Origin of the sequence: Lysinibacillus sp. NPDC047702 (genome assembly GCF_050272555.1) — a bacterium.
GTDB lineage: Bacteria > Bacillota > Bacilli > Bacillales_A > Planococcaceae > Lysinibacillus.
In genome coordinates this window covers 1-23,922 of the sequence record NZ_JBNNMG010000022.1, presented here as the reverse complement: position 1 = coordinate 23,922, position 23,922 = coordinate 1, and the positions used below count along the sequence as shown (strand labels likewise).

General features: G+C 35.4%; 16 protein-coding genes and 1 riboswitch. Of the genes, 12 read left to right on the top strand and 4 right to left on the bottom strand.

Annotated elements, in window-relative coordinates:
- The first annotated feature begins 115 nt into the window (after window positions 1-115).
- The 9 genes from ACQKIM_RS12490 (at window position 116) to lepA (ending at window position 16,458) form a co-directional block, all read left to right on the top strand.
- On the top strand, window positions 116-2,014 hold the full coding sequence (locus ACQKIM_RS12490) for an acyltransferase family protein (protein ID WP_427544209.1): 1,899 nt from the start codon (window positions 116-118) through the stop codon (window positions 2,012-2,014).
- A gap of 1,336 nt (window positions 2,015-3,350) precedes the next feature.
- Window positions 3,351-3,547, top strand: a riboswitch (cobalamin riboswitch).
- A gap of 173 nt (window positions 3,548-3,720) precedes the next feature.
- On the top strand, window positions 3,721-4,455 hold the full coding sequence (locus tag ACQKIM_RS12485) for a DUF4430 domain-containing protein (RefSeq protein ID WP_427544206.1): 735 nt from the start codon (window positions 3,721-3,723) through the stop codon (window positions 4,453-4,455).
- A 78-nt stretch (window positions 4,456-4,533) separates the two neighbouring features.
- Window positions 4,534-8,424 (top strand): S-layer homology domain-containing protein, encoded by a 3,891-nt coding sequence (locus ACQKIM_RS12480; RefSeq protein WP_427544203.1) that lies wholly within the window; start codon window positions 4,534-4,536, stop codon window positions 8,422-8,424.
- Window positions 8,425-8,493: 69 nt separating this feature from the next.
- Window positions 8,494-10,038: an S-layer homology domain-containing protein gene (locus ACQKIM_RS12475; RefSeq protein ID WP_427544200.1), complete on the top strand. Its 1,545-nt coding sequence runs from the start codon at window positions 8,494-8,496 to the stop codon at window positions 10,036-10,038.
- Window position 10,039: 1 nt separating this feature from the next.
- Complete coding sequence (locus tag ACQKIM_RS12470) at window positions 10,040-10,909, top strand: DUF4430 domain-containing protein (RefSeq protein ID WP_427544197.1); 870 nt, start codon at window positions 10,040-10,042, stop codon at window positions 10,907-10,909.
- Window positions 10,909-11,790, top strand: a complete 882-nt coding sequence (locus tag ACQKIM_RS12465; RefSeq protein ID WP_427544194.1) for an energy-coupling factor transporter transmembrane component T — start codon at window positions 10,909-10,911, stop codon at window positions 11,788-11,790. Before ACQKIM_RS12470 ends, ACQKIM_RS12465 begins: the two co-directional genes overlap by 1 nt.
- Window positions 11,763-13,415: an ABC transporter ATP-binding protein gene (locus tag ACQKIM_RS12460; RefSeq protein WP_427544191.1), complete on the top strand. Its 1,653-nt coding sequence runs from the start codon at window positions 11,763-11,765 to the stop codon at window positions 13,413-13,415. The genes ACQKIM_RS12465 and ACQKIM_RS12460 overlap by 28 nt, the downstream gene beginning before the upstream one ends.
- Complete coding sequence (locus tag ACQKIM_RS12455) at window positions 13,394-14,089, top strand: ECF transporter S component (RefSeq protein WP_427544188.1); 696 nt, start codon at window positions 13,394-13,396, stop codon at window positions 14,087-14,089. The genes ACQKIM_RS12460 and ACQKIM_RS12455 overlap by 22 nt, the downstream gene beginning before the upstream one ends.
- 542 nt (window positions 14,090-14,631) lie before the next feature.
- Window positions 14,632-16,458: a translation elongation factor 4 gene (gene lepA, locus ACQKIM_RS12450; protein WP_427544185.1), complete on the top strand. Its 1,827-nt coding sequence runs from the start codon at window positions 14,632-14,634 to the stop codon at window positions 16,456-16,458.
- Between the two features lie 231 nt (window positions 16,459-16,689).
- Here lepA and ACQKIM_RS12445 read toward each other — a convergent pair whose 3' ends face one another.
- From ACQKIM_RS12445 to ACQKIM_RS12435, 3 genes are all read right to left on the bottom strand, one after another.
- Window positions 16,690-17,115: a tyrosine-type recombinase/integrase gene (locus ACQKIM_RS12445; RefSeq protein ID WP_427544329.1), complete on the bottom strand. Its 426-nt coding sequence runs from the start codon at window positions 17,113-17,115 to the stop codon at window positions 16,690-16,692.
- A gap of 22 nt (window positions 17,116-17,137) precedes the next feature.
- Window positions 17,138-17,326 (bottom strand): DUF4177 domain-containing protein, encoded by a 189-nt coding sequence (locus ACQKIM_RS12440; protein WP_427544182.1) that lies wholly within the window; start codon window positions 17,324-17,326, stop codon window positions 17,138-17,140.
- Window positions 17,327-18,380: 1,054 nt separating this feature from the next.
- Entirely contained in the window at window positions 18,381-18,773 is a 393-nt protein-coding gene (locus ACQKIM_RS12435; RefSeq protein ID WP_427544179.1) for a DUF3992 domain-containing protein, read from the bottom strand.
- A gap of 248 nt (window positions 18,774-19,021) precedes the next feature.
- Between ACQKIM_RS12435 and ACQKIM_RS12430 the strand changes: the two genes are divergently transcribed.
- Both ACQKIM_RS12430 and ACQKIM_RS12425 read left to right on the top strand, forming a co-directional pair.
- The gene (locus ACQKIM_RS12430; protein WP_427544176.1) at window positions 19,022-19,918 is read left to right on the top strand and encodes an S-Ena type endospore appendage; all 897 of its coding nucleotides are present in this window, start codon (window positions 19,022-19,024) and stop codon (window positions 19,916-19,918) included.
- A gap of 1,233 nt (window positions 19,919-21,151) precedes the next feature.
- Complete coding sequence (locus ACQKIM_RS12425) at window positions 21,152-21,808, top strand: hypothetical protein (RefSeq protein WP_427544173.1); 657 nt, start codon at window positions 21,152-21,154, stop codon at window positions 21,806-21,808.
- A 695-nt stretch (window positions 21,809-22,503) separates the two neighbouring features.
- On the opposite strand, the gene ACQKIM_RS12420 is transcribed toward ACQKIM_RS12425, so the two are convergent.
- Complete coding sequence (locus ACQKIM_RS12420) at window positions 22,504-22,782, bottom strand: hypothetical protein (RefSeq protein WP_427544171.1); 279 nt, start codon at window positions 22,780-22,782, stop codon at window positions 22,504-22,506.
- A 361-nt stretch (window positions 22,783-23,143) separates the two neighbouring features.
- On the opposite strand from ACQKIM_RS12420, the gene ACQKIM_RS12415 reads away from it, so the two are divergent.
- Window positions 23,144-23,746, top strand: a complete 603-nt coding sequence (locus ACQKIM_RS12415) for a DUF418 domain-containing protein (protein WP_427544168.1) — start codon at window positions 23,144-23,146, stop codon at window positions 23,744-23,746.
- Window positions 23,747-23,922 lie beyond the last annotated feature (176 nt).

The following is a 23,922-nucleotide window of genomic DNA, read 5'->3' as shown; positions in this document are numbered from 1 at the left end:
GTGCCTTATTCGTCATTATATAAGTGAACATACAAAAGGAGACGATGTTGGCTTTAATATTTTTTTACATTATACATGGTGAAAAGGTTTATAAATTATTGGGAGAAGGAATATTATGTCAGGCAAGTCATTCAATCATCGTTATATCCCTGGACTCGATGGGATTAGAGCATTAGCAGTATTAGCTGTTATTGCTTATCATTTTAATTTCAGATGGGCCAGTGGGGGATTTTTAGGAGTCGATATCTTTTTTGTTTTATCAGGGTATTTAATTACCTCAACTATTTTACCTTTAAAAGGAAGTCAGTTGTCTGTTGGATTGAAGAAATTTTGGCTAGGACGATTTAGACGTTTACTTCCAGCTGCCTATGTCATGATTATTGTAACATTTACATGGGCGACTTTATTTCATAAGGAGCTACTTCATACACTACGTGGTGATGCGATTTCCTCTATTTTTTATTCAAGTAATTGGTGGTTTATTTTTCACAAACTCTCCTATTTTGATAGTTTTGGTTCCCCTTCGCCATTAAAGAATTTATGGTCGCTAGCTATTGAGGAACAATTTTATTTATTATGGCCAATTCTTTTAATGCTTGGGCTTCTTATTGCCAAAAAGCAAAATAAGCTCGCTATTTTTGTTTTTCTGGGGGCATTCAGTTCCGCGGTGCTAATGGCTATACTATATCAACCAGGAGCAGATCCTAGTCGTGTATATTATGGAACAGATACGCGTTCTTTTGAATTATTAATAGGTTGCTGGTTGGCTCTTATCTGGCCGATGAAAAGACTTTCAACACAAAAAATCTCTACTAATCATGTCTATCAGCTAAATAGTGTAAGCTTAGTAACTTTTAGTATTTTCATTATCAGTATTTTGTTGGTGGATGAATATCAATCTTTCCTATATCGAGGAGGGATGTTCGTATTTTGCTTAAATGCAGCCATCTTAATAGGTTGCGTATGTCACCCAGTTAGCTTTTTAGGAAAAATCCTTTCTTGGAAGCCTTTGCGTTGGATTGGTTCAAGATCGTACGGGATTTATCTATGGCATTATCCAATTATTGTTTTAGGTACTCCAGTATACGAAATAGGCAATCCAGCTTATTGGCGAATTGCTCTACAGCTGATGCTTATCTTTATAATTGCAGAACTATCCTATCGTTTTATTGAAATGCCGATTCGTAAGGATGGGTTCCGCTGTTATTTTAGACAGTATTTTATATTCAATAAACACAAATGGGGAAGCTTCACGCTTGCTAGAAAAATTTCAACCACGCTCATTCCACTTTTCCTTCTAGTATTTTTTACTGGAATGACAGGGGTTGTAGGTGAAGAGAAAATAGAATCTATTGAGTCACGGCCTACGAATATTAAAATAGATGGTGGAAAACAGCAGCCTTCAACCAATCATGATTCCGAAAAGGAGCAGGGAACATCTCAGCAGGAGTCGTTAATTGATGGAGAAGAGAATGTTGATTCAAATACGGATCAATATGCAGTAGAGCCTGAGCAGGAGGAAAATGAGACAGAAGTTCATGAATCATATAATGGAATATTGGCCATTGGCGATTCTGTAATGATAGATATTGCTAAGAGCTTACATAACATCTATCCTAGCATTACCATAGATGCAAAAATTGGTCGCCAAGTTTCACAAGCCGTTAAATTAGCACCTAATTATGCAAGCTTTAATCAACCAGATAAAGCAGTCATCATTCAGCTCGGAACAAACGGCTATTTTACAAATACACAAATTGATACCCTATTAAAGACTTTTTCCAATGCTGATATTTATTTAGTAAATACACGTGTACCCCGTTCATGGGAGGGAAAAGTAAATCAAGCATTACAAAAGAAAGCGCAGGAACATGAAAATATTACGTTGATTGATTGGCATGCTGCTGCAATCAATCATCCAGAGTTTTTCGCTCCAGATGGCGTTCATTTAGAGCAAAAGGGGATTGCTTCTTTATCAAATCTAATTCAACAAGCTATAGATACTATCCATTGATTCATAATAAAGGCCCTAAATATCCGGCATACAGTAGCCGGATATTTTAATGCGAGGTAACTTTTTTTCAAAAAATTTAGTTTAGGTGAAACTTTTTTTATGACTGCTCGTATTAATACTATACATTTTTTATCTTGATTCAGCAGAATACTCCACCTCTATAGGTGGCGAGATGAATGCGATTTATTTCCTATTCAGTGGGGTACAAACGCCCGCTGAAATAGAGGAACTCAGACTAAGAACGCCACGTCCTGTGGCAATGACTGAGTGACCAACATCACGTTGGCCCAAAGCCCCTGGCGGATGTCACGGATTTTGAAGAGGAGCTTTTCGAGCGAGCTCGAAAAAAATCCAGACTCAATTACGCTAGGGCGTAATTGATTGATTGCACTAAAAAGGAGAAATATATTTTTGAATCATTGAACTAAACAATTACTTTTTGTCATTTACCTAATTACGATTGCTGAGGCATATTACTCAACGTTATTTATTGAACCAAAAGGGCCCCCACAGCATCAGACGATTAAAGCATCTGCAATGACAACCGTTCAAGTGCGGTAGCAAACCTTATAAAAAGAAACGTACAGCAAAAAGCTTGAAGACTTTTATACTTCAATTTCTGCAGAGCACTAAGAATATCAAAGAAAAAGCCCATCTTTATAAAGCTCTTGTGAATAGATTAAGCGATAAACGCAAATACACGCGGAAATTACCGTTTATCAATTATCACAATCACCGTGTACGTTGCTGAAAACAGATGAAACAAAAAGCTGCAATTAACTGCATCTTTTTTGTTTTGTGTAATATAGTAAATGGGCTAACTTAGTACATATATTCCCAATGCCAACACTCTGCAAATCTCTGAGTAGTAATAAACTGAAGTTCCTCGATTTCGTAGTAATATTTCAGCCCTAGTAATGGAAATGTTAATAAGATGATGCTAAGCTTATAACATATTTGGCTTGTATTTGCCGTTTACACGGTTCAAAAAATTTATTTGAACAAGTTCTATCAATCTAAATTTTGAAGCTCTCATAATGATCTATATACAGCGTTAAATGCAATCGAATAATATATTCTATACGTATTTGTTCCTTTCATTCTTTATAATTCGATTTAAATTTTCTAGCCATTGTGTGAAAGTTAGGTTATCATTTTCTATTTTTTTGTTTCACCCCGCAACGTTGAACTATAGCTTTTAATACTGCTTTTTTAATGAGCAGTGAAATAATAATATTGACACTATTTAAAGCTTACTATATCTAAAAAATATACTTCTTTTTTATTTAACTATTTTGAAAAATAGAAATATATGCTAAACTTAACAGTAAGTGAATAAGAATTGCAGAATAAAGGTGCTCTTTTAAGAGCTTAATAGGGAATTCGGTACAAAGCCGAAGCTGTTTCCGCAACTGTAAGTGTAGATGACTACAGAAAATACCACTGTCAAACGAGGAAAAATGCCTCCAGTAGATGGGAAGGTTCTGAATAGGATGCACAAGCCAGGAGACCTACCTTTATTTTATCGTATTAACTCTCTTCGGAAGCTAGGAGAACCTACGGCAAATAGACGGACAGGCAAACTATGTTTTTGCGCCTTTTTTCTGTTTTCCATTAGATGCTTCCCCTTTTTGGAGAAGCATCTTTTTGTTTTCGAGTTAATTGCAAGAACATTCACGAAATAATAAAAATAGGAGGTTTTACAAATGGTCCATTTCAAAAAATGGTGGCAATTAGCGTTAGTCATGCTTTTAGCATTTTCGCTCGTAGCACCAACAGCAAGTGCAGCAGTATTACAGCCCATAAGTCAGGAAGCACAAACAGCAGATTTTGATGTTCAGTTATCAGTGACTGGTTTATGCGGTACTGGTTCATGTGATGAAATTTTAGCAGGAACAACTGTAAATGTTCAAGAAGGGACAACAGCGTTAGAGCTTGTAGAGCAAGTATTTGATGCTGAGGGTATTCCTTATGTAGTAGTTTCTACTCAATATGGTCCATATCTTCAATCAATTGATGGACGTGCTGCAGGCAGTTTAAATGGTTGGGATGGCTGGGTATACACTGTAAATGGCGTTAGCCCCAATTATGGATTAGCTGAGTATCAATTAGAGGCTGATGATGTGGTTCATATTTATTACACTACATGGGCTAAATTAGAAACGACAAGTTCAATTGCTGTAAATGATAATAATCCATCCGTTACGGTAAATTTAACTGGTGATTTATTTATAACACCAGATGCCTCTAATTTAGCAAACTGGACAATTAACACAGGGACAACAGCATTAACAGCTCAGTCTATTACTGTGAATACAAACCAACAAGCTGTTATTACATTTGCGGGTACAGCGCAGGCAGGCACTATTACTATTACAGCTTCTGCCAATGCTTTGTTCGGTAGCTCAGCAAGTGAGCCAGTTGAAGTGAAAGTACAATAGCTAGATAAATTGATACTGACAAGATGAATTAATTCAGCTTGTCAGTATTTAATTATTTATAAAGGAAGTGAATTTTATATGACGATGTGGAAAAAAAAGCTACATATAGCAATTATTTTTATTTTGATCGTATCGCTATTTTCTCCAGTCACTGCAATTAAGGCACAGGATTTTGAAGGGGATTTACTCGACCCTACTACAAACATAAATGGTATTGAACCTGATGATTCAGGAAAGCAGGATAATGCTACAGGGTCGGATAATGAAAAAGAAGTAGAGCATTCAGCAGAACAGGAAAATGCACTGCAATCTGTTGATGAAATTGAATCCGATAATCTTACACAATTAGGGGATGCAACGGAGGTAGCTCCTTACGTAGAAGTTGCGCCCCTAGCTATTAGCGACGTTCAGCTAAACACGGAGGAACCTTTACTATTATTAGTGGGAGAAACATTTCAACTTACTGCAACTAACTCAACAACAGGTGACAGTGCCACAGTTATGTGGTCTTCAGGTAACTCTGGAATTGCAACAGTTGACACTAATGGGAACGTAATAGCTCAGGCAATCGGAGAGACAGTCATTACCGCTCAATTAGATAGTGGAACTAAAGAAGTTAAAGTATATGTTATTTCACCAGAAGCTCGTGAGGCAATAGATTTTATTATCGCTCTCCCTACAATCGAAAGAGCCGATGAATCAACATATCAGTTGCTACTAGAAGCTCGCGAGCTAGAAATTAAAGTAAAAGAGCCTGCTCGTACTCTATTAAGATCAGAAAATAAACTACCTTATATTTTCAATTTACTAGAAAAAGAAATTACGTATTTTAGATATTATATGCAAGATCCGAACAACGCCATACCTGCACCTGAAGAGATTATTTCTTTAAGCGATGAATTGGATAAGAAGTTAGAGGCAGTTCGTGGAAAATATAATTCTCTGATTAAACCATCTGGTTATCGTGATCCAAAAAAAGTAACAGATCCAGCAGATATACTAGCATTTAATCAAGAACTTGCAGCAAAAGAAGTTAAATATACATTCCTTGCTATTGATGCGCTTCCTAAACTAGAAGATTTAACAATTGATTCAGCAATAAAAGAGCAACTTGATTATGCAAGAAAAAAATATGCTGTTATACCTACAGCAGAACAAAAAAAGGTAGCAAATAAGGGAGACCTTTTTGCCAAGGAAGTTAAATATGTTGAACTATTAATTGATGCTATTGATATTAATAGCCCATTAGCAGAAGAACAATTAAAAACTGCAAAAGAAGCTTTGAAAAAGTTAGCTAATCCAAACAATATACCTGGTGTCTCCAAAGGGGTATCAAACTATAATGATCTCCTCGATAAGGAGAAAATGATTAATGCAGAGGATGATATTAAACAAGTTATCGAAAAAATCGGTGCACTTCCTACTGTAGAAGCACTTACTTGGGCTGACCAATTAAAAGTTCTTGAAGCACAGCAAGCTTATGATAAGTTATTATTTGCACATAAAAGCAGAGTAACAAATTACAAGCAACTGGAAGCTTTACAAAAGCGCTTAGTTGAACTACAACCGACAACAGTTGAAATATACACTGCTGTTGCTAACTACTTGACGAAAGGTGCATATGAGCCCGTTTATGGGTCTGAATGGACTATATTAACATTAGCTCGTGGTGATAATACTGCAAAATATGCAACGTATTATGATAAATATTATCGCAATCTCGTTAGTCATGTAAAAGCAACAAATGGGGAAATAGGGACTCAAGCAACGGACTGGGCTCGAGTTATAATTGCTCTCACAGCAATTGGGAAAGATCCGAAAGATGTAGCTGGCTACAATCTAGTTGAAAAGTTATCAGATTTGAATTTTGCTACGAGCCCTGGTGTCAACTCAACTATCTTTTCATTAATTGCACTGGATACTTGGGGATTTGAATTACCTAAAACTGCGACAACAACACGGGATAAATTAATTCAAAATATTTTATCAAAGGAAATAAAAAATGGTGGCGGATTTGCATGGAGCGGTACTGATCCTGATCCTGATATGACAGGGATGGTACTTCAAGCATTAGCACCATATCAAAGTAATCCTCAAGTAAAGGCTGTAACTGATCGCTCAATAGCTAAATTATTAGCCATCCAAACAGCTAAAGGTGGCTATATTTCGACAGCGGGCAGCCCGGAAGCTGCTGAAAGTGCCGCCCAAGTTATAACAGCACTTGCCAGCTTAGGCATTGATGCAAATAAAGATAAACGATTCGATAAAGTTATTGCTAATATTATGACATTTAGCTCTGGTGACGGTGGCTTTAAACATGTTCAAAGCCAATCAAAAGCAGATGGTATGGCGACAGTTCAAGTTGGCTATACACTAGCAGCTTACAACCGTCTTTTAAGCGGACAAACACCGCTCTATGATATGTCAGACACGAAAAACAAACAGACTAAGCCTGGGGACGAGGATGGTAGTGATGATGATGAGCATACCTCACCTGGTGACAATGGTAATCAGCCATCTATTCCTACTGAAAAAGAGGAAATTGGCTATACAACATTTTCAATTCAAATTTCGTCCTCTGAAGTGCCATTAAAACCAATAGCCACTAAATTATTTACTGGTGAAACTGTTTTTGATGTTTTAAAGCGAGTAACAGCAGAAAACGGTGTTGCATTGAGCTATCGTCAAACAGAATACGGAACATATATTGATGGAATTGCTGGTGTTTTTGAATTTGACCGTGGACCTTTAAGTGGTTGGATGTACCGTGTGAATGGAGTATTCCCTTCATTTTCAGCAGCGAATTACGCGTTGGCTCCAAACGACTCCGTTGAGTGGATATACACACGTGACTTAGGAAAAGATATTGGCGGTTATGTTGAGGATGTAGAGAAAACCCCTGAACAAGACAAAGTGGATGAAGAAAAAAAGGAAGTTGAAAAAGAAAACACTGACAAGGAAGCAATTAATGACAAGACAGTAACTGATGTAACCGAAGAAAGTTCTAAAAATGGTAAAACTGAGATAACATTGACACTTGAAGATATTCAGAAGCATCTTGAAAATCAAAGTAAAACAATTGTTGTTGAAGATGAAAAAGGCAACAAAATAGACATTCCGATATCTGGTCTATCGGACGTTGAACTTGCAAAAAATGAAAAAATTATTGCCTCTGTTACAACACATGCTGAAAATAACCAATTTACTATTAGCTTTGCAATCGAAGCTTCTAATGGGGAATTAAAACCATTATCAATAAAGCAAGATTACTTAAAGGTTACTTTAGCAACTTTCGAAGTAAAACCTAACACTGTTGTTCTACAGCTTATTGATGGTGAATACAAACCTGTACCACATAAAATCGTGAACGGCAAGATTGTTCTATTCTTAAGAGCAAGTGGCACATTTATTGTAACTGAAAGAACAGTCACATTTAATGATATTGCACATTTAGCAAACAAAGAAGAAATTGAGTTTTTAGCGAGCCGTTCTATAATTCAAGGCACAACTCCAGAAACATTTGAGCCAAATAAACCAATTACTCGTGCACAATTTGCGGTATTAATAAGCCGTGCACTAGGTCTACGAGCTACAGGTGACAATCCATTCAATGATACTGACGGCAAATGGTATGCGGCAGATATCCAAGCTCTGTACGAAGCGGGTATTACGAAGGGGACAACGGCTTCAACATTTAATCCGGAGGCACCAATTACACGTCAGCAAGGCGCAGCATTTATGGCGCGCATTTTAGAATATTTAAATACGGATGTAAAAGCTACTGGAAAGGTTAACTTCAATGATGCTAATAATATTAGTGCTGAATATTTACCTTATATTGAGCTATTAAATAGTCTGGATATTATGACTGGAAAGCCAAATGGTTTATTCGATCCACGTGCTTCGTTAACGCGTGGGCAAACAGCAAAAATTTTAAAACGTACGTTAAATATCGCAGACATCATGTGACTTTCCATACTAACCTAGATGCTCAACGCATTTGGGTTAGTAGCTTTTTATAGATTGGAGGTTGTTCAAATGAAACAAAGATTATCAATGCTTATCATGCTACTTACATTGTTGCTTATTGCGGCTCCAGTTTCTGCACAGCAAGTATCAACTGTAGATGCTTATCATACAACAGGGCAGTTTATTGTAAGCAAAGCTCCAAATCCCTCTTTTGGTGATGAGTGGTTTATTATTGCCCTTGCACGTGGTGAATACAATGTTCCAAAAGGCTATTATGACAAATATTATGAAAATGTTGTGAAGCATGTACAATCAGTAAAAGGTGAATTACACAATCGTAAATATACTGAATACTCACGTTTAATTATTGCGCTCACTGCTATTGGAAAAGACCCCACAAATGTAGGCGGCTACAATTTAATCGAAAAATTAAGTGATTTTGACAAAGTAGTATGGCAAGGTCCGAATGGTGCTTATTTTGCATTAATCGCTTTAGATACATGGAGCTTCGAGCTTCCTAAAACAGCAACAACGACACGTGAAAAGCTTATTCAGCACATTCTCTCAAAGCAATTGCCTGACGGTGGATGGGATTTATCAGGAGTGAAAGCCGATCCCGATATGACAGCAATGGCTATTCAAGCTCTTTCAACATATAAAGATAGGGCGGATGTTAAGGCATCTATTAATAAAGCACTTAATACATTAGAAAACTTGCAAGGAGCTAATGGTAGCTACAAAAGCTGGGGAACAACAAACCTAGAAAGTGTTGCACAAATTATTACAGCACTTGCTAGCTTAAATATTGATGTCAACAAAGATCAGCGTTTTAATAAGTTATTTGAAAGCTTTTTCACCTTCTATAATGCAAAAGATGGCGGCTTCAAGCATGTATTAACTGAAACTGTAGCTAACGGCATGGCAACAGAGCAGGCTTCTTATACATTAGTAGCATATAACCGGCTGCTTACAGGTAAAACAAAGCTATATGATACATCTGATAAAAAGCCAAATAATAATAATCCATCAACACCAGTTCAGCCAAATCAACCTACAGTTCCGCCTGCTAAAGTGAGCTTTAAGGATACACAATCTCATTGGGCAAAGTCTGATATTGAGGCTGCAGTAGCTAAAGGTTTATTAAAGGGCTATGAGGACAATACATTTAAGCCAGATAACAATTTAAGTCGTGTACAGGCTGTATCGATTTTAGTGCGAGCTCTTCATTTAACAAGTTCCGGAAATGCACCTTTTATGGACATTAGCTCATATAAAGAGGAAACAAAACAAGAAATTGCTGCTGCTTACGATGCCGATATATTAGTAGTAAAGTCCAATAAATTTTCACCCTCCTCACCTATTTCACGTGAGGAATTAGCAGTTATGCTAGCAAATGCCTATACACATAAAACAGGCAAGCCTTATACATCAAAAACTATTGCACCCTTGAATGATATTGCGGAGCTATCAAAGGAATCTCAGCAAGCAATTACTTTCTTATATGATTTTGAAATTGCACAGGGCTCAAACGGTTTGTTTAATCCCACTAATTTTATTACACGTGCACATGCATCTAAAATGTATGTCAACTTCTTAAAGGTAGTTGAGGAATAATATGAAAAAAAGTTTACATTTCTTATTAGTAGCGCTGTTAGCTATATTTTTAACAGCATGTAATATTCAAACAGTTGAGAAATTTGAGCAAATGCAGGAGCAGGAACGAAGCGTTAACCCTCGACCTACTTCTGCACAAGAACAAAATTCCTCAGTAGAAAATGAGACTACTGAGGAAAAGCAGAAATTACAGGAGACAGAAGTAGATGACAAGGCTCTACTCAAGGAAAATGACAAAGAGCTCCAGCAAACAATAGAAGAGCAAAAAACACAGCAAGAAACAAATGAAGTAAAGCAAAAACCAAAACAAGAAGATGAGAAAAAGCAAGAAGTCACTAAATCACCAAGTTCAAAAACTGAAAAAACAACACCTAAGCAAGCTGATGATAAACAAACAACAAATACAGTTCCAAAAACCGAAAAGCAGCAACAGCCAGCACCTCTAAAACGTACTGTAACAATTGCGATACGTGTTGATACATTACTAAAGCATTGGGATAAGTTAGACCCCTCCTTACAAAGCGAAAAATATGTACCGAAGAACGGGATTATTTTAAAGGCAACAAAATACGAGCTGCTATCAGAGAAGGAAACTGTTTGGGATGTGCTGCAGCGTGCAACGAAGGAGCATAAAATTCAAATGGAATATCAAGGAGCCAACGAAAATATTTATAACAGTGTTTATGTTGAGGGGATTAATCATTTGTATGAATTTAGTGCTGGTGAATTAAGTGGTTGGATGTATAAAGTAAACGGTGTTTATCCGAATTATGGCTGTAGCCAATATGTATTAAAAGATGGCGATGTCATTGAATGGAACTATACAGTCGATTTAGGTCGTGACTTAGGACATTATTGGGATGGTAACTAATGAAGGCATTTGAAACGTTTCACCCTACTGTACTTTTTTCGTTTTTTGTTGCTGCTATCGGTCTATCCATGTTTTTTATGCACCCAGTCTATTTAGCTATTACCATTTTTTCAGCGTTAAGCTTAAATATAGCATTACGCAGACAGCATTTTTTAAAAGACTGGAAGCTATATGTACCTCTGTTTTTCTTAATGGCGATTATTAATCCATTGATTAGTCATAACGGGCAGCTTGTATTGCTTTATATAAATGGCAATGCGCTTACTGTAGAGGCAATTATGTACGGAATCGCAATAGCCACAATGATTGTAGCTATTATGCTATGGTTTAGCTGCTATAATGTCATGATGACATCAGATAAGTTTATTTATTTGTTTGGAAAAGTGTCACCAGCATTATCGCTAACATTGTCGATTTCATTACGTTTAGTTCCGCGCTTTAAGCATCAGCTTGCACAAATTGTTCAAGCGCAAAAGGTAATCGGAATGGATTATACATCTGGCTCATTATGGCATCGTATCAAATGTACAGTGCGTATTTTATCTATTTTGATTACTTGGGCATTGGATAATGCCATTGATACGGCCGATTCTATGAAAGCTCGTGGCTACGGTGTTAAAAAGCGAACCACCTTTTCTCTTTTTATTTTTGAGCGTCGGGACGGCTACGTTTTAGCTATCATTATATTGCTTTTTCTGAGTAATTTAGCTGCGAGTTTTATGGGCACAACAACATTTTATTTTTATCCAACTTTTGGAGCGGTTAAATGGGATATCGTAAGCATTCTTTTTTATAGCAGCTATTTCATCCTACTCTCTATTCCATTAGCAATCGAAATCAGGGGGGCGTTAAAATGGCGATCGTTAAAATCAACAATATAAGCTTTACTTATCCTAATGAAGTAAATCCAATATTAAAAAATATTAATCTCAATATTCATCAAGGTGAGTTTATAGTACTAATAGGACAATCAGGCTGTGGAAAAAGTACATTACTGCGCCATTTCAAGCGAGAATTGCGTCCACATGGAGAGATGACAGGTACTATTTTCTACAAAGACTGTGACTTGGAGCAGCTAAATGCTGAAGTTGCTGCTGCAGACATTGGTTATGTATTTCAAAATCCTGATAACCAAATTGTTACAGATAAAGTATGGCATGAGCTAGCTTTTGGACTAGAAAGCCTAGGGATAGATTCACCAATAATTCGACGCAAGGTTGCAGAAATGGCCAATTTCTTCGGTATTCAAAAATGGTTTCATCATAAAACAACCGAGCTTTCTGGTGGTCAAAAGCAATTATTAAATTTAGCATCTATTATGGTGATGCAACCAAAATTGCTGTTGCTAGATGAGCCAACATCGCAATTAGATCCAATAGCGGCATTGGAGTTCATTCAAACACTGCATCGTTTAAATAAAGAATTAGGTATTACGATTATTTTAATTGAGCATCGTCTCGAGGAAGTACTCACACTTGCAGATCGTGTACTTATTATGGATGAGGGCAGTATATTATTTGATGGTCCGCCTAAGGAAATTTTAAAGACTTTACCAGCAAATCACGCCATGATTACGGCACTACCAACAGCTACGAAAATTTACCACCAACTGAACGGTATAGGACCGATTCCTCTTACTATTCGTGAGGGACAACGCTGGCTTAGTAATCAGCAATATAACTTTTCTTCTTCGCATACACTTACTACAAAATCTCAAACTAAAACAGATATTGTTTTAGAGGCAAAGGATATTGCTTTTCGTTATGAAAAGAACGGTATGGATATTGTCCATCATTTTAATTTGCAGGTGAAGGAGCAGGAATTTATAACGATAATCGGTGGAAATGGCACTGGAAAATCCACAGTTCTTGCTATTTTATCTGGATTACAAAAGCCTTATCATGGCAAAGTATTTTTATTTAGTAAGCCAATAAAAAGCTACAGTAATAAACAATTATATCAACAATATTTAACATTATTACCACAGAATCCGAAAACATTATTTGTACAAAAAACGGTGCGTCAAGAGCTAGATGATATGGCTCATTTACATAAGGTATCAGAAGCAAAAATCCAAGAAACTGTTCAATTGTTTAATTTAACTCATTTATTCAATCGACACCCGTATGATTTAAGTGGTGGTGAGCAGCAAAAGCTAGCACTTGCAAAGCTTTTATTAATAGAGCCTAAAATTTTGCTGTTAGATGAACCGACAAAAGGTCTTGATGCACATGCAAAGGAAGAACTCGCAGTAATATTAAAAGATTTACAAGCTAAAGGTATGACAATTATTATGGTGACACATGATATTGAATTTTCTGCACAATACAGCAATAGATGTGCCCTATTTTTCGATGGTAGTATCGTATCTGAGGGAGAGCCCCGTGCATTTTATAGTGGTAACAATTTTTATACAACTGCTGCGCATCGAATATCAAGAGATCTATTAAGCAATGCCATTACATGTGAGGATGTAGTATTTCTATGCAAAGAAACATTCATTTAATTATGTCACTTATTGTCATCCTAGTTTTAATTCCACTTACTTTATATGCTGGTATTACAATATTTGCTGATCGAAAATATTATTTTATTTCAATTGTTATTATGATTTTAGCTTGTGTCCCATTCTTCCTGTCATTTGAGCGTAGGAAGCCACAGCCACGCGAAATTTTAGTAATAGCAGTGATGTCAGCTATTTCAGTGGCAGGTCGTGCCTTATTTGTTGTTACTCCTGGCTTTAAGCCTGTGGCAGCTATTACAGCTATTACCGGGTTTTCACTTGGAGCGGAAGCAGGATTTTTAACAGGGGCAATGTCTGCATTAGTTTCGAATATGTTTTTTGGACAAGGCCCTTGGACACCGTTTCAAATGTTTATGTGGGGAATGATAGGTTTTATTGCTGGATTATTAGGTAAAACGGGTATGATGCATAAAAAAATTCCCCTTATTTTGTTTGGTATTTTTGCAGGTATCTTCTTTTCGTTTGGTATGGACATTTGGGGAACAATATCCATGTACGGTGTTTTCAGCTGGGAAGCCTACGCACTGGCACTAACTTCAGCAGTCCCCTTTATGATAATCTACGCTATTTCTAATGTGATTTTTCTTCTAATGCTTGCTAAACCGATCAGAGAAAAACTAGATCGAATAAAAAATAAATATGGTATATTACAATAAGCCTTTGAAACAAAATAGTTAATATCTTTGTGAAATATTGTATTTTAAAAATATAATCGAATATGATGGTTAATTAAGTCTTAAGCTGTAGAGGTGTCAGAAAGTCTTTTTACGATAATTCTTTTGTGATAAGAAGAATGGCATTTTGATGAGACCCAATAAAAGAACATATTTACAGTAAATATATACTATAAAAGAATAGGGCTATCGAGAATTTATTCTTTCCCGACAGCCTCTTCTTTTTAATGTGCATCGTTTTCTCAGCGGGTCCTTTAACCTTTAAGTATTATGAGCTTGTAATGTTAAAGGACTTTCTTAGTTAATTTACATTACATTTTCAAGATTATCTAATCCAAACTACATGCTGACAAGCAATATTTTTTAGCCTCAATTCGCCCCAAGTTTAGCATTACCTCGCACAGTTCAAAAATACGATAAAACCTATAAAGTGTTGATATGATGGGATTTGCCTTCTATCTGTTGTTGTACTTTGCATAACGTTCATAGTATAATGCATTATAGTTTAATTAGGAGTGGAAAAGATGAACCGAGAAGCACGTTTAAAACGACAAGAGAATATACGAAATTTCTCTATTATTGCACATATTGACCACGGGAAATCAACGCTTGCTGACCGTATTTTAGAGCAAACGAAATCATTAACTTCCCGCGAAATGAAAGCACAGCTCCTTGACTCAATGGATTTAGAGCGTGAGCGAGGCATTACGATTAAATTAAATGCAGTCCAATTAAAGTACGAAGCGAAAGATGGCGAAGTGTATACATTCCATTTAATCGACACTCCAGGACACGTCGATTTCACATATGAGGTATCACGTAGTTTAGCTGCTTGTGAGGGTGCCATTTTAGTTGTGGACGCAGCGCAAGGTATTGAAGCACAAACACTAGCAAACGTTTATTTAGCACTTGATAATGATCTAGAAATTTTACCAGTTATCAATAAAATTGATTTACCAGCAGCAGATCCAGAACGCGTACGTCAAGAAGTGGAAGATGTAATCGGTTTAGATGCATCTGAAGCGGTATTAGCTTCTGCCAAAGCGGGAATCGGTATTGAGGATATTTTAGAGCAGATTGTAGAAAAGGTACCTGCACCAACGGGTGATCCCGACGCACCGCTACAAGCCCTTATATTTGACTCAGTTTATGATGCATACAAAGGTGTTATCATTTCTATTAGAGTGGTCAATGGTACTGTCAAAGCTGGCGATAAGATTCGTATGATGGCGACAGGAGCAGACTTTGAAGTAGTGGAAGTTGGGGTACATACACCAAAGGTTGTGTCACAGGATGAGTTAACAGTTGGTGACGTAGGTTATTTAACAGCTTCCATTAAAAATGTGGGCGATACTCGAGTAGGGGATACAGTTACATTTGCTAATCGTCCAGCCGCTGAACCATTAGCTGGTTATCGCCGTTTAAATCCAATGGTTTATTGTGGTTTATACCCTATCGATACAGCTAAATATAATGATTTACGTGAAGCATTAGAAAAACTAGAGCTTAATGACTCTGCATTACAATATGAACCAGAGACATCACAAGCACTTGGCTTCGGTTTCCGTTGTGGCTTCTTAGGGCTTCTCCATATGGAAATTATTCAAGAGCGTATTGAGCGTGAATTTAACATTGATCTTATAACAACAGCACCTTCCGTTATTTATCATGTGCATATGACGGATGGTACATCAATTAACGTTGATAACCCTTCATTTATGCCAGATCCTCAAAAAATTGACCGAGTGGAAGAGCCATATGTAAAAGCAACAATTATGGTACCGAACGATTATGTAGGTGCTGTTATGGAGCTATGTCAATTGAAGCGTGGTAATTTCATGACAATGGATTATATTGATACATCACGTGTGAGCATTATTTATGAAATGCCTTTATCAGAAATCGTTTATGATTTCTTTGACTATTTAAAATCGAATACAAAAGGCTACGCTTCATTCGATTATGAACTTATTGGCTATCAGCCTTCAAAACTTGTGAAGATGGATATTTTATTAAACGCAGAGCAAGTTGATGCACTGAGCTTTATCGTTCACCGTGATTTTGCGTACGATCGTGGTAAAGTCATCGTTGAAAAATTAAAAGAATTAATCCCACGCCAACAATTTGAAGTACCAATTCAAGCAGCAATTGGACAAAAAATTGTAGCACGTTCTACGATTAAAGCCATTCGTAAAAACGTTTTAGCAAAATGTTACGGTGGGGATATTTCTCGTAAACGTAAACTTCTTGATAAACAAAAAGAAGGTAAAAAACGTATGAAACAAGTAGGCTCAGTCGAAGTCCCACAAGAAGCGTTTATGGCGGTATTGAAGATGGACGATAGCAAATAGTAGGCATATCAACGGGTTGAGCGATTGGAAAGAAAATCCAACACCTGTTTTGCCAGCGAAACGATTTTGCTTGCAAAAAAACTTGCCGATCAGTGACAACTGATCGGCAAGTTTTTATTGAATATCATCCAGTGCTTGTTCGAAAATATCGACGGATTCTTTTTGCATCTTTTCTGTGTGGTGCGGATAAGTGTCGATAGTAATTACGGATCGGCTATGACCAAGAAGAGCCTAGATGTCTTTTATTTTTGCTCCGTTTTCCATTAACATTGTGGCGTGCGTAAGTCGTAATGAATGGAAGTTAAACGGGATTTCGAGTGATTCTTGTAATTTTCTTGTGTTATATTTCATGCTACTGGGCGTAAGAAGTTCGCCACTTTCTTTTACACAAACATGATTACTATCAATATAATTTGGTCCATAAAATAATTTATTTTTCTTAATCCAAAAATGATGCTCTTTTAGCAATTTAATAATTGTTGGACCAAGTGGAATAGTTCGTTCACTTGATTTCGTTCTTGTTGAATCGAGTATCCATTTCCCCTTAGAATTCACCATTGCACGCTCAACTGTGAGTGTACTTTCGTTAAAATCAATATCTTGCCATAATAAGCCGCAAACACATACGAAAGAAAGTGTGTAATAAAGAGAAGGAATAAGGTAGTGAAACCTTATTCCCCTAATCTTTCTTACGTTTAAATATTAGTTCAAAAAAAGAAGGAAAGCCGGTACCTTTTGTTCCTGGCGCAAAAATTTGTACTAACTCCCAACCTTCTTTTTCATAATCATAAACAACTTTATGATAATCTTCCTCAGGAGCTAGTTTGAATGAAGATAATTGAATTTTCACGAATTTATGTTCGTACAAGATAATAACCTCCTTAATATTAGTTTCATTTACGTTTTTAAGTAATGAAAAGTTTCAAAATATATATTGAAGTTGATGAAAAGTTCGAGGTTTTTCGAAAGAGTTTCAGTAAGAGGTGAAAATGATATAAAACAGGGTCACTTAGGCGGAGTGACCCTTAGAAAGGATTTTGGAGGAGTAAAGATTTAGCTTTACATTACTATTTATATGACGTCAAAGTCATGTTTATCAAGTGTATTGCCTTTGAAGTAGATTTAAAATATTAAAACTCTGTAAAAAAAGGATCACTTTCTGTTTCTAAAGACTTTAAAAACTTATTTTATCTAATTTCATTTGAAGTTTGGTCATTTTTGGTTGCAGGTCAATCATTAAAAAATAGTTACTTTGCATCTCACCTAAATTAATACTTCATAAAGCTTCATTAATGATAGTTAGACCATGTGTAATTATTTCTTGTATGTCAGTTAAGCTGTAGAAATATTGTATGTACATTAGTTGATAATTTTTTTTACTTGTTTTAATTCGTTAATAAGATAATTGATCTGTTTTTGCATATTATCTTTCTGCATGGATTGATCCATGTCATTTTGAGAATTTGAGGTATTGGATTTTCTTAAAGCCTCTAACGTTAGACCAGCAGCTATTGTTTGAATTCCATTTCCTAGTGTAGTAATAGCTAAGCCTACATAGGCCAACTTGGCTGCATAAATCTCAAGGGAATCATTTGGTTGACTCGAATTCCATTTACTGTTATTTATTTTCCATCCCTCCTTCTAGATAAGTCCATTATTGCATCATATGCTTCACTTTAAAAAAATGAAAAGAAAAAAATTATTAATACGAGGTAATCATGCAGAGAAATTAGTGATTAATTCAATTGTATTTAAACTTAGAAAGTATCAGATATTCAACAGAAGTATTGTAACTTAGATGAGCTAAGAAATTTATTCATCAGGCTGAGTAGTTATTGAACACTGGGTTGAAAAAACATTGAAGGGTCACATTGTTGGAAGTGACCCTAGTCAAAATAATTGTTTTATGTTTACTAATTCTTTTAACCAATTTCATAACGAGGAGTAATACAAAATTCTCCAGCAGCTGGAAGAGCTGGTGTAGCTCCAGTGGCAAATGCCCGGATTGTATCAAAACGTGAGATAGTAAAAGTAAAGGCTCCTCCAATTGGGACAACCGATTGTCTTACAATAGTACCACCTGTTCCATTAACAGGGTCTGCCCCTTTTACAAATTGTACAGTAATGGGAAAGTTACCGATGTTTTTTATAAATCCAGATGAATAAATAACTTCATTTGAATTTGTAGCATAAATAATTTCTGCCCCTGCTACATCGTCACCAGCAACTGTGAAAGTATTACAGACTTGATCCTGTACAAAATTTTTAGAGTCACAACAACTGAAAGATCCATTTGAAATTGAATTTTGACACATTAAATCATTTCACCTCCAACCTATCATAATATGAACTTTCATTATATTTAATGCTATATCTTTATAATTGTTTGGACTCCTGTAGTTGAAGAATGGAGAGATTTTTTAGAGGGATAGCAAATTGTAATTTTTTAGAATACTTGATTAAGTACGAAAGGATTAGTTTAAATCTGAACACATTTGTTTCCTTCTTAAAAGCGAAGACATAGGATATAAAAAGTATCCATTTAAGAAAGGGACTAAAGAAGATGCATTTAAATAAAGACCACGAAAATCATTGTGTCAAAGTACCACGAGTATTTGATTGGATATGTAAATCTACTGTTATAAAATTAAAGGAAATTATAAAAATGAGGAACAAAAATCGATTTGACGATTTTATTTGTTGTGATTTTTGTATACCGTATGGAGAAAAATCTACTTTGTGGTCATCCTACGGGATTAAACAAATTGGAGGCTCCATCTGCATAAATTTTAATATGGGAAATGTGAAAAGATTATCTGTATTTGTGAATGGAGAAAAACAAGCAGAAATATTCGAAGGAGGCTCATTTTCAGCCACATTTAAACACCTTGAGTCGATAGAAGTTCAATGTAATAGAAAAAATGACGATGAGGGTAGTTGTTGTGGAGATTTGAAAATAATGCTTCATTTTTACCCAAATGATGAATGTAATTTAAATTTATTTAAGGATATAAAGAAGACGAAATGTTATTTATCAGATTGTCATGGCAACTCTTTTTTGGGGAAATGTTTAGTTACCTGTAAAGAATTGACATGTTCAGATAAGAGAGAAAATATCCAATTTGTAAACGATTTGGGAAATATAATTTTGCTAAAAAGAGTAGATATTTTAACAGAAGGTTATGTTTGCGTTGAATTTATTAATCAAAAAGAGGAATTATGTTTTAAACGAATTTTTCCTTTTTCAGAAATAGAAACAGTGGTCATATGTGCCCCAGATGAAACCGACATTAAATGTGAAATAACCAATGTTGATTGTAGAGCACATATAATTCCTTCAACTTTTAATATTAATACTTGTTTAGAGGTTGTAATAATTCTATCTATTTGTAAAAACATAAAGACCATTCAAGAAGTAATAGTTGAACTTAAGGGTAAAATCTGTAAACCAGAAAAATAATTTCAATTTAGCAGAAAGGCCGAAATATCCTTCATACAAGACATTTAGTTTTTTAAACTTAAATGGTTGCGAAATTACCAAAGATTAGAGGATGAATCATATACCTTGAACATAATTTAATTCGTTCACAAAATGAATTAAATGGGAATATTATTTAAACTTTCAAAGGGCTTGAGCACCCGGGCAAACAGGAAAAATGACCTTTAAAAAAGACATCAAGGTATACAAGAAAAATTCAACAGCGGCTAATTGAATACACTAAAAGACCACTCCAAAATGAACTGCACCTCCAATTGTACAACGTTGTTTTACAATTGGGGCGAAGTTCAGATTGGGTGGAAAAAAATCGATATCATAACGCGAGTAAAAAGCATCGAATTTTAATTATCAGTAACAATGCTTGTACAATTAATAAAAAATAATATCTTGCTGACATTTTGCTTACGAAAGATAAAAAATTACTTTGTTTTGTGAAAATTTGAATTAATGCAAAATAAGTTAGAGAAACCTTATAAATTCATAGTTTATGAGAGTTTTTAGAAGTTAAGAAAATATAATAAAATTCGATTATGAATTAGAAAGCGTTTATGGCTGCTGTGTTGAAGATGGATGATTCGAAGTAACGTTGATATAACAACGTTTAATTACGAATTTTAATTGTGTGTGTTTATATCAGAGCGGCGGAAATTTCCACAACTTTAAAATTATGTAAGCAATTTATAGTGTTTTTACGATGGAATCAAAAATAGCTGCAGCATCTCTTACCATCTTTTGAGCTAAATGGACATAGCAATCTTCCTGATCTGCTATGTCCTTATTTTTTGCATTTGTACCAGTATAGATTAAAGTTTGTTGGATGTGTATGGCGCAAGGAATGATAGTTAAAACTGATATTTAATTTTTCTAGTATTATATTTGATCAAACTGGGCGTACAATATTCGCTATTTTCTTTTTTACAACATACATAGTTATGTTCTGGGTCTTTCTGATAAAACTCACCATATTTAGATTATTTTCTAATACGTTTTTCGCAGAAACAACTGGCACCACAATTGTTAGAATAAATTACTAACAGTGAATCATCGGCATTCACGGTTAATTTAAGAGAATTGACATCATCAGTTAACAACGAAAGGTAAAATAGGCGATACAACGAATAAGTTGGAAATAATATGTGAGACAGATATAATAAATGTGAATTAAAACAATACCTAGAATGGTGAGGTCCATATATGAGAAGAAGTGAAATTATTAATGAATTAGCTAATAGAATCTTAAAATTAAATCTAAATCATCCCATAAGAGTAGCCGTAAGTGGTATCACAGCATCTGGTAAAACAACACTGGCAAACGAACTAGCACTAGAACTTCGTTCAAATAACAAGGAAGTAATACGGACGAGTATTGATAATTTTCATAACCCTAGAGCCCTTCGATACAGAAAAGGCAATGATTCAGCTGTAGGGTACTATGAGGATGCTCATGATTATCAAGCATTTAAAGAGAAACTTTTAACTCCTTTAGGGCCGACAGGTAATCTTTATTATCAAACAATATCACTAGATTTAGAAAAAGATGAGTATGTTAATCCTGAACAGCAGATTGCAAATAAACATTCCATATTCATTATTGATGGAACGTTTGTATTAAAAAAAGAGCTAGTATCACTTTGGGATTATAAGATTTTTGTACAAACAGATTTTGAGATAGCTAGAAAAAGAGGCGCTAAACGAGAGACGATTGCATTTGGAAGCTATGAAAAAGCAGAGGCAATGTTCTTGAATAGGTATCACGTTGCCTCAGACCTTTATTTAAAGGAGCATAGCCCTCAAGAAAATGCAGATAGTGTGGTTAATAACAATGATATCGATTTTCCCTATTTTCTCTAGCGCATCTAAAAAATCATGTAGTTCCAAGATTAAGTGAAAAAGGTTTCTAAGACTTACTAAATTCAGCGAGTAATTTAATGGCAAACAATATAAAAGTGTTCTCTTTTGAGGATGCTTTTTTCTTTAGTGTTAAGAACATCATTTAAATAACTCCCAGTACCTTTATATAATTGGTTAAAGGATAGAGATAGCTATCTAGGGAAACGTGGAAACCTTTGATTCCCAAAACCAGGGGAAAATGGCCTCATACCTGGGAAAAACGGGTTAATACCCGGAAAAAATGGGCTCCCTACTGGGAAAAACGGGTTAATACCCGGAAAAAATGGGCTTCCTACTGGGAAAAACGGGTTAATACCTGGAAAAAATGGGCTCCCTACTGGAAAAAACGGGTTTACACCTGGAAAAAATGGCCTCATACCTGGAGAAAATCGGCGTCCTTCATTAAAACGCATTGGATTTACCATTTTTTAGCTCCCTTCAATTGATATACTATAGGCTATGTTCAATCAATGAAGTGGCTTAGACTAAGGCACAAGTTTGAAATCTTTGCAAAGGGCAATTTTTAGGTAGTCCAAATGAGTAATATCAACGATTAACATGTTTTCATATTGTTCCTCTCATATAATCTCCTTTTCTCTAAGGAATAAGCATAAGAGAGAAATAGAAAGTATCTTGATCTAGTCAAAGAAATAATTTCAGATTGGTGGGGGATAAATCGACTTTACTCCCGAAGCCTCTCGTGATTCAATCATTTTTATCAAAACATAACCAAATACAAAACCAAAAATCGGATAAAATGACCCTTCCACAACAATTTTCACAAAATAATAACTCACTTTATTAAGCCCATTCGCCGATTCTATAATTTCTACTCCTGATGAACCAAATTGGAAATAAAGCATATTTGCTATTAAAATTCCGATTAGCGAAAATCCCCTTAATGCGTCCATCAGTTCCACACGTTCTACTGTCAATTTCTCACCTTCTTTTATGTCATTATTACTATACGAATGTAATGAAGAATAGTTTCATAATTATTGCAATAAATTGTTTTATATACCAATAAATTAACAATCTAATCTATGAATTTACAGTAATCTGATTTCTTCTGACTATTTCAAGACTAATTTCTTAAGAAATATTTATATTAAAAACACACTCTTTTTAAAATGTAGTTAGTTTCGACGGGCAGTTGGCTTATCCGTATTAGGGGCTATACATATTGCACTTGTATGGGAAGGAGACGTTTTATTAACATATGGTTCGACTCTTTTCATTTTATTAATATTTTTCTTAAAGCGCCATGTGAAAACGTATTTTGTCTGGGGCTTCATTTTGATAGTAATCCTCTGTGTAGGAGCCTTACTTGGCAGCAGTTTTATACAGCTCGTAAAGCCTTTAACGGCAGCGGAAATCATGATTTATCAGGATGGTACATATGCAGAAATACTGACGCAACGATTAGGTGAATTTATTGTAGAGGGTGGCTTTACACTATTATTTATCCTACCAATTGGCTGGCTTTTCTATGTTGGCATAAGTTTTCTTGCAGTAGGTCCATTTATATTGTTCGGGATGGGCATGGCGAAAAGTGGCGCATTATTACAGCTAGAAAATAGCACTGGGACATATAAAAAAGTGGCGCTGCTTGTACCAGTCGGGTTCTTGCTAAAGGGAATCATTATTTTTGACACGCCGTATAGCTTATTTATTTATTCGATAGGGACATATGTGTTAGCGATTGGTTATATTGCCTTATTTGCATGGCTATATTGCCGCTATCAAACGCAAATGAACTATTATTTTGCTCCAATCGGAAAATTATCGCTCACAAACTATTTAATGCAATCGGTAATCTGTTCAATTATTTTTTATGGTTACGGTTTTGGATTGTTTGGGAAATTGGGTATATTTGTCGGAATCCTTTTATCGGTCTGATACTATGTCAAGAAAATGGACAGGGGAAATTGAGATTTTGCTTTAAATCTAAGCGCGCTATCGCTTGCTCGCCTCACAAATAATTTAAGGGGCGTAACCCTTAAATTTTTTGTGAGGTTAAAAGGGTTTAATTATATGACCTTAGTTTTCTGTGAAGCTTTGAAATATTGCTTTTC